The sequence below is a fragment of the Vibrio astriarenae genome, assembly GCF_010587385.1.
In the GTDB taxonomy this organism is placed as follows: Bacteria; Pseudomonadota; Gammaproteobacteria; order Enterobacterales; family Vibrionaceae; genus Vibrio; species Vibrio astriarenae.
On the sequence record NZ_CP047476.1, the window covers coordinates 837,026 to 849,810 of the forward strand.

At 41.4% G+C, this 12,785-nt stretch carries 12 protein-coding genes; 5 read left to right on the top strand and 7 right to left on the bottom strand.

Features of this window, described 5'->3' with window-relative positions; all coding sequences use genetic code 11:
• Nucleotides 1-131: 131 nt before the first annotated feature.
• Complete coding sequence (locus tag GT360_RS18090) at nt 132-1,907, bottom strand: sodium:solute symporter family protein (protein WP_164650354.1); 1,776 nt, start codon at nt 1,905-1,907, stop codon at nt 132-134.
• Nucleotides 1,908-2,023: 116 nt separating this feature from the next.
• Entirely contained in the window at nt 2,024-3,214 is a 1,191-nt protein-coding gene (locus GT360_RS18095) for a glycoside hydrolase family 88 protein (protein WP_164650355.1), read from the bottom strand.
• Between the two features lie 567 nt (nt 3,215-3,781).
• On the opposite strand from GT360_RS18095, the gene GT360_RS18100 reads away from it, so the two are divergent.
• Nucleotides 3,782-5,287, top strand: coding sequence for a BNR-4 repeat-containing protein (locus GT360_RS18100; protein WP_164650356.1), 1,506 nt, complete (start codon nt 3,782-3,784; stop codon nt 5,285-5,287).
• Nucleotides 5,288-5,364: 77 nt separating this feature from the next.
• Here the strand turns inward: GT360_RS18100 and GT360_RS18105 are convergent, their stop codons facing one another.
• The 3 genes from GT360_RS18105 to GT360_RS18115 form a co-directional block, all read right to left on the bottom strand.
• Nucleotides 5,365-6,141, bottom strand: a complete 777-nt coding sequence (locus GT360_RS18105) for an SDR family NAD(P)-dependent oxidoreductase (protein ID WP_164650357.1) — start codon at nt 6,139-6,141, stop codon at nt 5,365-5,367.
• 119 nt (nt 6,142-6,260) lie between these two features.
• Complete coding sequence (locus GT360_RS18110; protein ID WP_164650358.1) at nt 6,261-7,415, bottom strand: iron-containing alcohol dehydrogenase; 1,155 nt, start codon at nt 7,413-7,415, stop codon at nt 6,261-6,263.
• Nucleotides 7,416-7,553: 138 nt separating this feature from the next.
• Nucleotides 7,554-8,348 (bottom strand): sulfite exporter TauE/SafE family protein, encoded by a 795-nt coding sequence (locus tag GT360_RS18115; RefSeq protein WP_164650359.1) that lies wholly within the window; start codon nt 8,346-8,348, stop codon nt 7,554-7,556.
• A gap of 170 nt (nt 8,349-8,518) precedes the next feature.
• Between GT360_RS18115 and GT360_RS18120 the strand changes: the two genes are divergently transcribed.
• Genes GT360_RS18120 through GT360_RS18135 form a run of 4 tightly spaced genes read left to right on the top strand, consistent with a single transcriptional unit; the run spans nt 8,519 to nt 11,077 of the window.
• Nucleotides 8,519-9,148, top strand: a complete 630-nt coding sequence (locus tag GT360_RS18120) for a Crp/Fnr family transcriptional regulator (protein WP_164650360.1) — start codon at nt 8,519-8,521, stop codon at nt 9,146-9,148.
• On the top strand, nt 9,145-9,513 hold the full coding sequence (locus GT360_RS18125) for a YidH family protein (protein ID WP_420825449.1): 369 nt from the start codon (nt 9,145-9,147) through the stop codon (nt 9,511-9,513). Before GT360_RS18120 ends, GT360_RS18125 begins: the two co-directional genes overlap by 4 nt.
• Nucleotides 9,510-9,779: a DUF202 domain-containing protein gene (locus GT360_RS22090; RefSeq protein ID WP_164650361.1), complete on the top strand. Its 270-nt coding sequence runs from the start codon at nt 9,510-9,512 to the stop codon at nt 9,777-9,779. Before GT360_RS18125 ends, GT360_RS22090 begins: the two co-directional genes overlap by 4 nt.
• 8 nt (nt 9,780-9,787) lie before the next feature.
• The gene (locus tag GT360_RS18135) at nt 9,788-11,077 is read left to right on the top strand and encodes an anaerobic sulfatase maturase (protein WP_164650362.1); all 1,290 of its coding nucleotides are present in this window, start codon (nt 9,788-9,790) and stop codon (nt 11,075-11,077) included.
• Nucleotides 11,078-11,136: 59 nt separating this feature from the next.
• Here GT360_RS18135 and GT360_RS18140 read toward each other — a convergent pair whose 3' ends face one another.
• On the bottom strand, nt 11,137-11,292 hold the full coding sequence (locus tag GT360_RS18140) for a hypothetical protein (RefSeq protein ID WP_164650363.1): 156 nt from the start codon (nt 11,290-11,292) through the stop codon (nt 11,137-11,139).
• Between the two features lie 94 nt (nt 11,293-11,386).
• Nucleotides 11,387-12,760 carry a sulfatase family protein gene (locus tag GT360_RS18145; protein WP_164650364.1) on the bottom strand — a complete coding sequence of 458 codons (1,374 nt, stop codon included), beginning with the start codon at nt 12,758-12,760 and terminating at the stop codon, nt 11,387-11,389.
• Nucleotides 12,761-12,785: the final 25 nt, after the last annotated feature.

The window sequence follows — 12,785 nt, forward strand, 5'->3', positions numbered from 1 at the left end:
GCTTGGATAAAAGACGACCCTACAACATGAATTGCATAGTGATATTTGATAATTAGTTATTTATGGCAGTTCACTTTAGGTATTCATTAAGTAGACTGCCATCTTTGTGGAAGTTACAACTAAGTAAATTGCTAGGTATTATTTACTTTTTGTAATTCATCAGCCTTGTACTTCACAGACTTCACGAGTAGCAACCCGACTATGAACACTAACGAGCCGCATAGAACGAAGATCATTCTGCCAGAGAACGGGTTAGGTAAAACAAACAGTGCCATTATTGCAATACCAACCGTCGCAATTAAAGTTCCTAACATTCTTCTCTGACTATTATCTAGCCCTTCTTGTTCGTCATTTTCAGCAACAACTGGTGTGTTCAGGTTATGGAAGAAACGCTCAACTTCCTCTTCACGTTCATCACATAGAGGTTTATAAAACAGCGTAGATAAGCAGAAGAAACCAGCAGTGAATATTAAATGTGAACCCAGTGACACTACTACTTTCAAGTCTGCAAGCTCTCGCGATGTCAGATCTGTCATTCCAAACATTGCACCTACTGATTGAAGGTCAACTTGGAAGCTAACAATGTAGGAAACTAGACCGCCGACAACCAGTGTTCCCCAACCTGCCCAGTCCGGTGTTCTTCTGATGAAGATACCTAGCAATGCTGGAATCGTCATCGGAACGCCAATAAGTGCTGACACATACATCATGGTGTCAAACAGACTTAGCCCTTTTAACGAGTTGATAAACAGCGCTACAAGAATAATTAGAAGACCAAATACCGTTGACGTGATTTTTGAAACAGCGACTAATTCCTTTTCTGTCGCCTTAGGTCGCAAAATAGATTGGTAGAAGTTCTTAACGAATATTCCTGAGTTTCGGTTTAAGCCTGAGTCCATAGATGACATGGTGGCTGCAAACATTGCTGACATCAGAAGCCCTACCATACCGACCGGCATATATTCATTAACAAAGTATAGGTAAGCAAAGTCGGTTGCCTTAGCGCCAGCATCAGGGTATACGCTATTTAAATCAACACCTTGTCCTGCCATATACCAAGATGGCATAAACCAAATGATTGGGCCTATCGTCATTAGAAAACACGCAAGCAGCGCGGCTTTACGTGCGTTATTCGAATCTTTTGCAGCTAGGTATCTATATGAATTTAATAAGTTATTAGTAATACTGAATTGCTGAAGGAAAATAAACACAACCCACAGAATGAAAATGCTCAGGTAGTTGATGTTATTACCCGAAACAAAAGACATACCTTCTTTCATTGGAAAATTACTTACAATCTCAGAAACACCACCACCATTAATGATTGCTACAATTGCACAAGTAGTTGTCACGGCCATGATAACAGCCATTTGCATAAAATCTGATGCTATTACCGCCCAAGAGCCACCTGTAACCGACATCACCAAAACAACTAAACCAGTACAGATAATGGTTGAAGTCATATCAAAACCAAATAGGCCAGAACCTATTACAGCTAGACCATTCAGCCATATACCCGCAAAGATCACGCTATTAGGCATCGATGACCAAGTAAAGACTTGCTCATTTGTTTTGCCGAAACGGATACGTATCGCTTCAATGATCGTCACAACACGTAACTGTCGACATCTTGGCGCAAAGTATACGTAATTCATCAAGTAACCGAGTGCGTTACCAACAAAAATGAACGCGACAACAAAACCGTCTTGGTAGGCCTTACCGGCTGCGCCTGTGAAGGTCCAAGCGCTAAACTGAGTCATGAAAGCTGTGGCACCAACCATCCACCACAGCATATTACCGCCACCTCTAAAGTAATCACTAGTAGAATTGGTAAACTTCCTAAACATCCAACCGATAGCGACTAAAAATAGAAAGTAAAAGCCAATGATCAATACATTCAAATCCATTACTTCATCCTTAATTAATATTTGCAAAAAATTGCCTTAATGTTTTGAAAAATATCTGAGGTTCGTAACTTTCTACATCATCGGCAATTAAGTTAATTTCCTTTAGAACTCATTGATTACCAGAACAAATCCTTGTGACCAAGTGCTCTCAAGACAGCTTCGAAATAGTAGTAATCTCCATACGGCAACATAGCGTTTGCTAAATTCTCTTGATCTCTAAGTTTCGCATGTGGAACAGATGATGCGGAATCTGACAAAAGCCCTTGAGCATTTATGTCATCAGTAAGGTCATAATTGTCACGTAAAGCGATTAACATTTTCATTCCGAGCTCTCTGTAGTAGTCCGATTTATCTTGATCACCATAAGATTTGAACAACTCTGAGAGAATAAAGAGCCCAGCAGACGTTACTGCACCTGCAGACGTATCCTTGTATTGGATTTCATTTTTAGGTAGTAAGTAGTCCCATACTGGTACAAAATCTTCCGTTATTTTAGAAAGCATGTATTCAGTACATTTCTCGCTGACTTCCGCAAACTTTTGCTCACCGGTGATAAGAGCCAACTGAGCGTAACCGTGGATCGCCCATGCTTGACCACGGCTCCAACATGACTCATCTGCATAACCTTGGTGCGTTTTTCCGCCAATGGGGGCATTGGTCGCTGGGTCAAAGTCATAGGTATGATAAGTACTATAGTCATCACGAATAATGTATTTCATTGATGTTTCGGCGTGACCAATTGCAGCTTCCTTAAACGATTCGTTGTTTGTCTCGTGGTAAGCCCACATCAAGAGAGACAGGTTTTCCATACAATCAATGATAATTTTGCCTTGGACACTCTCTGCGTGTGCTTTATTTCCGCTACCTGCAGTCCACGCCAAAATATATTTACCATGCCAGTTGTAGCGACTTCGCAGCGCTTCCGCAGCTCGCAAACCAAGCTTTCTAGCCTCCTGACAACCCGTTAATTTGTAGTCTGCAACTGCAGACAAGCTGAACTCAAAGCCCAAATCATGGTTTAACCATAGTGGGGTATCTAGGATTTTGTTCAAATGCGCGTTTCGCATTCGCGCCATATTTTTGTATTCAGTTTTCCCTGTAATCATATACGCAAACCAAAGTTGCCCTGTCCAGAATGAATCTGTCCAAAAATAATCCTCTGGATACACCCAACTATGATCGTTTGGTCCAGCACCTACCATTGGATTACGGTTTCCGATGATAGGTGCATTTCTTTCAATTGAATTAATAATATCCGTTTTAATCGCCTCTACAAAAAGTAGTTGCTTTCTGCTTTCTTCTTTCATTAACGACACTTTAAACCTCACAACGTAAAATTAACTCTAATTAATGACTAACAAATAGTGTTAGCCATTCCTACTATTTGAATTTTCTTTAAATATATTTTGCCACTCATTAATAAACGCAACTGTGAGCGAAACCTCATTATGAAACGTTTCAATCTATATGTTATGTTTCATGAAATTCTAACAACCCCCGATTTTTGATTTTTATCCATCATAATCAGTCACTTACCCCTAAGTTGGATTATCATACATTGTGTGATCAACGGAATTTCAGTGTTGCTAGTTTGAACACAATCACACAAGCTCACTTATCGAGACCATCAAGCAATAAATTCCATATCAATATTTGCCATCAAAGACGGCATTTTTTGCCCTGGTACCTGCAATTAGAGAACTTATATAACATTTTATAAAGGACTTAATTATTGACATATGTGTTTGCGAGCAAAATATGCTATGCAAAAACGCAACTCAAGACATGCACTTTTAAGCTAATGAAAAGTATCATTAATTTTGACTATTTAAGTCTCCAATACTGAAGAATTCAAACCTACTTTAGGAAATATAATGAAAAATAATCTTAATGGTTTTCGTACTAAAGCATTGATTGGTGCAATGTTCTTGATGCCACTAGGAGTGGCGAATGCATCTGTAGTTCTAGAAAGCGAAGTACAGATCACCAATGGTGCGTTGCATTTTGATGGTAAAAAGGTAGCTCGCTTTGCCGAAGATAACGGCACTGAAACTTATGACTATTTCTTTGGGCCTCATATCTCCGCTCATGGTGATAGCATAAAGAAGTATAAAGACTACATATTCCTTACTTGGTATAAAGGCGGCAAGCAAAATCGAGAGGTTATGCTTTCTCGTTACAATACGAAAACTGGCACAATAAAAACTATTGAATTTCCACATCGCCACACCGGTTTCCTAGGTCAAAGACATATCGGTGAATCACATAACTACATTTCAGTCGCGATCAGCCCTATCGATGGTACGATTCATATGCTCTATGATATGCATGCCTATGGCACAGACCGACCTGCCGATGGAAGTTTCAGTAATGACTATTTCCGTTACTCTTACAGTGTTGCAGGCGCTGCTGATGTATCAGATGATGAATTCACTTTAGATAAGTTTGTGAAAGATACATCTTCTGTAAATGAAGGTGAGAATGACTACAAGCATTTAAGCCTAACTGGCGAAATTGATTACGACAACTATTCTGGTCTGACATACCCAACGTTCTTTACCAACACCGACGGGACATTGCTGGTTTATATGAGAAAAGGCGGCAACAACAACGGAGGCTATGTTTTCGCTCACTACAATGCCGATGACAGCAAATGGACAGAATGGAGCCAATTCAACGTACTTGATGCGAAATCACACGGAAATGACTACGATTGGGGTCTTTACGGCAGTATGAAGTACGTCAACGATAAGTTGAGAGTTGGATTTCAGCAACGCGCGAAACGCGATGACAAATACGTATACCAAAACGGCGTGTTTTATGCCTACTCTGACCACCCAAGTGGCGAAGGTAATTGGAAAAACCACAGAGGGGAAAGCATGTCTTTTCCTCTAGTCAATACTGATGAAATTAAAGTATTTGAGCCCGGTGATTACATCTCTCACACCGAACAAGATTCGGTCCATATCGTCCAGAACTTCGACTGGACTGTGACAGAAAAAGGTGACATTCATATCATTAGCCGCGTTAAATCAAGAGATAACAAGCGCCCAGACTTTGAGATGGTTCACCTTCATTCGTATAAACCCGCAGGTGCAGATGACTTTATCATTACTGATGAGTTTGCTGGTGCAACTAACATTCATACCGCTGGGGACGATATTTATATCATTGGCCTAAATAAACAAGGTAGACCTTACGTTGAGAAGGCGAAAGGCGGTACAAACGACTTCGAGAGAGTTTATGAAGCTGACTCTGGTAAGCAATTTAGCCACGGCAAAGTTCACATCAAAGATGGTAAGTTGTATTACTACTTAATGGAGCGCTCTGAAGGTACGTCTCGCCCACTTCATCTACAAGTGATTGATCTGGATATCTAATCTCATCTTTCTAAGCCAGTCAGGCATTACAATCTGACTGGCTTTCAATGATTCTTAACATCCAATGCTATCAAGCATTACGACATGTATTGCCCACCATTGATGTGAAGGATCTGCCCCGTCACATAACCTGACATAATATGTGATGCAAGGTATCCAAACGTTGGCGCCATCTCATTTGCCGTTCCCAACCTTCCCATTGGTATGCCCTTACTCATGCGTTCTTTATCTGCATCATTTTTATCTGCATGAAATGCGGTATCAACTGTACCTGGTGCAATAATATTAAAACGCACATTATCCTTGGCATAGTTCTTTGCCCAAGAACGGTTCACTGTATGCAACCACGCTTTTGATGCTGCGTAAAGTGAGGCTCCTGGGCCGCCACCAGAATACGCAGCGATCGAACCAACACTGATAACAGATGCAGACCAATCATTAGTTGAACCCGATTTTTTCAAATGCGGTAGACACAAACGAACCATATCCATAGCCGAACGCATGTTTAGGTAGGCGACATCATCAAAAAATTCAGCATCAATGTCTTCTAATTGCTTCCTATCAACGAGACCGCCCACATTGTTAATCAAAACATCGATACCACCATGTTCGTCTACAAACTTAGTCACAAAATCTTTGCATGCTTCTGCATTAGAAAAATCTACCTGATAGAATTTTGCTCGACCACCTAGAGACTCAATCTCAGCAATCGTTTGTTCAATGTTGTCGTGACGTCGATAAGAGGTCAATGTGACGAATGCCCCGCTAGTAGCTAAAAACTTCGCTGCCGCGAGGCCAATTCCACTGGTTGAGCCTGTAATGATGATGCGTTTATCCTTTAAATCACTGAACATTTAATAACCCCTGTAAAAACAAAAAAAAACCATATCACAAATGTGAAATGGTGTTTTATTAATTTTTTAGATTTGTCGCTCAATTTCTTTAGTAAGTCATTGAGTGACCTTACGGATAATTATGAGCCTAAAGACTCAACGTACAAATTAAGTACATCATCTGCCGTCATTGCCACTGGATTTCCACCAGCACATGGATCGGCTAATGCGCTCTCTACCCATGATTCAACATCCTGCTTAGTGACACCAAATTCTGCGAAACCTTTTGGAATACCGACTCTTTCACTAAGTTCACGAATAGCTCTAACAGCCTCTAAACTCGCTTGTTCTTGCGACAACCCTTCGGTTCTGCAACCCAAAGCTGATGCCAAATTTGCAAATTTTTCTACGCGGTAAGGACGATTGAACTCACATACAATAGGCAACAAAATTGCATTACAAACACCATGTGGCAAGTTTTTGTGCGCGCCGGCAGGATGTGCCATAGCATGTACCATTCCCAAACCTGCACTGTTGAATGCCATACCTGCTAAAAACTGCCCTAACGCCATCATTTCTCGAGCTTCGAAGTTTGATCCATCTTCTACCGCGTGAGGGAGGTATTTACTAATAACACGAACAGATTCTAATGCTGAATGGTCAGTTAAAGTATGCGCACCAACAGAAACATACGCTTCAATTGCATGAGTGAGTGCATCCATTCCGGTTGCAGCGGTAACATCAGCAGGCAAGCCTAGCATGATTGAAGGATCATTCACTGAAGCATCTGGAATGATGTTGCTGTCAATGATGACACATTTCACCTTTGTTGCTTCATCAGTAATCACAGCGTTGCTAGTCACCTCAGCCGCAGTGCCAGCAGTCGTATTGATTGCATAAAGAGGTACACCTGGGTTCTTCACATGACCAACACCAGTATAAAGTGTAATTGGCTTCGGGTTTGCTGTTAGAATCTTAACTGCTTTCGCTGTATCAATAGCGCTACCACCACCAAAACCGATAATGTAATCAGCACCTGAAGCCTGAAACGCTTCAAAAGCACTATTGACGACGCTAACCGTTGGGTTTGGGACCGTATCTGTAAAACAACTAAAAACGAGTTGATTCTGGTCTAACTCTTTAAGTAATGGTTCAAGTAGACCGAGCTGCTCGAGAGCTTGATCGGCAATAATGAACCCATGTCCACTGTCCTTGCTTGCTAAAAGCGCCACAAACTCCTTGATTGCCTCTTCACCAGAAATATTAATTTTTGGAAGTGCTAAAGTAAAAGCCATATCATTTTCCCTAAACAATTATAATTAAAAACTTCAAATCACAACATAGAACCATGTCGTACAAACGCTTTAGCCATGGGGTATTTAACGACAATAACTAAAGTTACTGATTAAACCCGACACAATTCTGATTAAAATTTACAATGTGATATAAGAGAATAAACTTACCGATATCACTAACATGGTCACCAGATAAACATGACTTTCTGACATACGCTTCATTAATTGAGCTGCGATCGGTACACCGATAAATGAACCAACAAAAAACAGTATCGCTGTATGGATATCTGACTGACCGCCACTGGCATAACCCACAGCTGCGATTGCAGACAAAAATAGTGCTAGTACAACCGAAGACCCTATTGCCTTCTTGATATCTACTTGGAGGACACTGTTGAGCACCGGCAGCAGTAGAACCCCTCCACCGACTCCAGTTGATCCCAAAACTGAACCGCAAAACATTCCAGACATGATCGCTTTTTTAGCATTGGGTTTAGCATCAGAGGAAAGGTCTGTACCACTTTTGTTGCTTCTGTATTTAGAAAACACTGATATCAATGACCCCACCATTACGATAGTCACCAACCAAGCTATCGTTGTTTGAGTAACGTCTGAGTAAAAAGGATGTGCATTAAAGTAAACAACGACTTGGGTGACCAATAGTGTGACTGGAACCGCTCCAACGAACAATAAGATGATCTTCTTCCAAGAAACATTCCTCGCCTTAATATGAAGAAACGACGCGTTGATTTTCACCATGGCAGAAATCATGCTGGCTGTTCCTACGGCAAGAACTGGGGACATGCCACAAAAAAGTTGTAACATCGGAATCAGTAGAACACCTCCACCGACACCTGTCAGCCCTAGGCATAGGCCGAAGATACTTCCAAGTACTAATTTTAGTAATACGCCATCTGACGACCATACACTCATTAACAACTCAAAAACACTCATCCCAACCCTCACCAAAGACAAACAAAACATTATTTCAATAAATTTAGTCTATCGTACCACCATGTTTTTAATTTATGGCTTTGATCATATTTACAATGATTTATTTCCAGTACAATAAATCTATTAATAAGGGAGGCCATAGTTAGTCGATGAAACCAATATCTCAGTATTCGTTATGCAGCACAGCAAGTTTGATCAATGTCACAAAAAGAGAACCTGTCTATATAAGTAACACTGAATCTTGTGGCTTTTACTACGTGGAAGAAGGTTTTATTGGGCTGTATCAAGTAGCCGATACTGGTAAAGAGTCACTTCTTAGGCTTTATGGTCCAGGTTCTTTCTTTGGCTATCGCTCTCTATTTACTGGTCAACGTTACCCAGCAACATCTCGAGCAATGGAAGCGAGTAAAGTACGAAAAGTTGTGGTCAAAGACTTTGAATCTTTGCAACACTTGTCACCAGAGCTTGCAAGGGATCTAGCAATCGAAGTCTGTCAAGAGTTAGGCGAGGCAGAAAAACGCTTGGTGCAGTTCAGTGCCTTCAACGCTAAAAATCGAATTATTGATACGATACACCATTTTTTCACCTATTACCCCCAGTATCCATGGACCTATCGAGAGATCAGTGAATACAGTGCAACTGATGTAACAACGGTCATCCGCTTTTGCAAATCACTCAAAGAGTCCGGTGTGTTGTGTAAGCAACACCGCAAACCCCACCCTTTAGATCTCAATAAACTTGACCGCTATCGAAACAAACCAAAGGAAAGTACTTTGTGAAAAAACTGTACTCTAAAAAAAGCAAAAGATGGAGAGATGAAGGCACCGCGCCAGACTATCGTTTTTCACTCGCAAATGAACGAACCTACCTCGCTTGGATCAGAACTTCACTTGCGCTGCTCGCAGGAGCAATAGCCCTAGATCAGTTAACACCTGACTTAGCCAATCCAACCATACGTTTGATCATTTCATGTTTCTTATGCGTCTGCTCTGGTTTGGTCGCTATCTATGCCTATCGTCGATGGTCTCTCAACGAGCAAGCGATGAGGCACAACAAGGAGCTTCGCTACACTTCAAACATGAAACTCATGAGTGCAATACTTTTAATTCTCACCATCACCATATCCTTGGCTATCACCATATGAATCAGGTCAATGGACTCCAAAAGGAGCGAACGGCTCTTTCCTGGTTGAGAACACAACTTGTTCTGTTTGGCATTGGTATCGTATTGTTCCGATTCGCTCTTGCGCACCCGAACCTTATCATCTGTGTTACAAGTATTTTCGCTATGCTTTTAGCCTGTGCTTGTACCCTATGGCGCACGGATCTCGCCAAACTCTTTGTTTCAACGATAATATTTTTACTCGCCTTGGCATACGTCTGGACAATGCTAGGTAAAGTCATTTCATAGGATAACAAATGAACTCAATAACCAACTGTCATGTCATGGCAAAACCATCAGGCTCGGTGTGTAACATCGACTGTGAATACTGCTTTTATCTTGAGAAAGAAAAACTATACCCAGAAAGACAGAAAAACTGGAGAATGAACGAAGAAACCCTCGAAGTCTTCATTCAGCAATACATTGAGGCTCAGAGTGGCGAAAACGTTCAATTCGCATGGCAAGGCGGAGAGCCGACTTTATTGGGCATCGATTTCTATAAAAAAGTCATCGAACTTTGTGAAAAATATGGCAGCCATAAAACCATCTCACATGCCTTTCAAACCAACGGTATCGTTATCAACGATGAATGGTGCGAACTATTCAAAAACAACAACTTTCTCATTGGCGTTTCTATCGATGGACCTGAAGATCTTCATGACGCATATAGAACCAATACCAGTGGTCGAGGGACACATGATAAAGTACTCAAAGCGATAAAATTACTGAAGCAACACAACGTCGAGTTCAATACACTCACTGTAGTCAATGACAAGAACGTCAAACACCCCTTAAGAACCTATCAATATCTAAAGAGCATTGGGTCAAACTTTATCCAATTTATCCCCCTTGTCGAAAGAGAAGCTTCAGATATAAACAATGACGATACCTGGTTAGTCAACCCAGACGAAAAACACGGAAAAGTCACCAAGTGGTCAGTCAAACCCAAAGAATACGGTCAGTTTCTGAATAAGATATTCGACTATTGGGTAAAAAATGATGTTGGCCAAATATTCGTTCAGCAGTTCGATGCTACCTTATCGACTTGGGTAGGACAGCCAAGCCCAATCTGTGTTTTTGCGCCACGATGTGGGCATGCTTTCGCAATAGAAGCGAATGGTGACCTTTACCAGTGTGACCACTATGTCTATCCGGAGTACAAGCTGGGGAACATCCACAGCACGGACATTACAACGATGAATAACAGCGCAGAAGCGATTGAGTTCGGTATGAATAAATCGCAACTACTCAATAGCAAATGCCAATCTTGTCGTTATCGTTTTGCTTGTCACGGCGGTTGCCCAAAACATCGTTTCTTACCTGGCCCCACCGGAAAACTAGACCACAATTTCCTATGTGAAGGCTACTATCGCTTTTTTGATCATAGCCAGCATGCTATGGCATTTATGGCGAAGCTCATTAAGAATGGACAGTCGCCTGCACTTATTATGAACTACCAGACCGAGCAACAACCAAATCAAAAGGTAAGCCGCAATGCCTTGTGCCCTTGTGGTAGCGGCAACAAATACAAACGCTGCTGTGCATAAATGAAAAAAGGTCCAAATACATCTTTGTATTTGGACCTTTTACAGCATTATTGTTGTCATTATCTAACTGAAGCGTATTTAATCTCTCTTGCTATATTAATTTGCTGAGATGCCTGTTCTCGAAACTCGGTTTTACGTTTCTTTCTCGTTAACTCACGCAAGCAATTGATTTTTTGAATTCGCTTTCTCGTTTTTTCGTCGCCTTGTACGCTCATAAGAACTCCTTTGCACTTGCCATAGTTTAAGCCCCTACTCTTGTTAAGACTCAAACTATGGCTAATGCCTATGCTGGTTTACACTGGGGGAAAATTAAGCTTCTATAATTTCTGGGCGAGTACCCTCTATTCTGTAAATCTCGTCCAACAAAAGTTGCTTAAGTGTTGCTTTCACGTCATTAAGATCTGAGTTTGCAATCAAGTTTTCTAGCTGATTCGGGTCTTCAGCCAGGTTATACAAAAACTCTTCTTGATAGACATCACTATCTTTTTCCAACAGACCGCTCTGATCTGGCGCAGATACTGAGTAAGTCCACTGGTCAGTACGAATCGCACGACCTACTTGAGATTCACTGATTTGGATAAAGCTCACGTTCTCTTTTGTAGCTTGATCTAGATACAGATCCTGCAATGGTTGTCCTTGCATGTAACTTGGGACCTTGATTCCAGCGGCTTTAAGGAGTGTCGGAACGACATCAATAATACTCGCATGATCATCAATCACCTGACCCGCTTTTGCGCGTGGATCATAAATCACAAACGGAATACGGATAGAAGAATCATGACACGAACGCTTGTACTCACCATTTCGGGTCTTAAAGTGCGAACCGTGATCGCTCAAATAAACGATAACTGTATTATCATCAAGTCCCTTGTCCTTAACGGCTTGACGAATCTTACCTACGTTTTCGTCCAGGTTATGACAACAACCCAAGTAATCTGGGTACTCTTCCGCCCAATCACCATTTACAAACGGCGCTAAATCACCAGGAACTTTGAAGTCACTCCACTTCTCTTTCGAGCCATGAGGGCCTTCATAGGTTTTTCTGTCATTTTGATGATGAGGTTCAAGGTAAGAAAGGAATAAGAAAAACGGCTTTTCTTCTTCGAAGTTTTTAATGTAGTCCGTCGTCAAATCAGTTAGGAAGTCTGCGCGATACACATCTTCATCCCAGCTGACTTTATTGCCATCAATATCAAACATATGGCCACCGTAGCCATGCGACGTACCTTCCAAAATATCTGAAGCTACCCAGAAATCTTTGTAGCCACCACGATACTGTTTTGGAATCGCTGTAAAGCAGTTGTCGATCGTCTCACCAGAACTTTCAGTGGGAGCGGCAACGACAAACCCTTCATGGGCAGTATTGTTTGATGCTAAGTGCCACTTACCGACATAACCTACACTGTACCCTTCATCAGATAAGAAGTGTGCGACTGTTTTTTTATCTTCAGGTAAAATGATGTCATTTCTAAAACAGCCTGTCTCTGTAGGATACAGACCCGTCTGCATCGTAGAACGCGTTGGACCACATACAGGGTTGACGGTAAATGCGTTCTCGAACATCACACCATCTCGAGCAAGCTCATCTAGATTCGGAGTAACAGGTAACTCTTGACCGTAACAGCCTAAAGTGTCCCAACGCTGTTGGTCACTAAAAATAACAATAATGTTAGGCTTCTTCATAATTTCCTCTTGATACTTTCTGCGT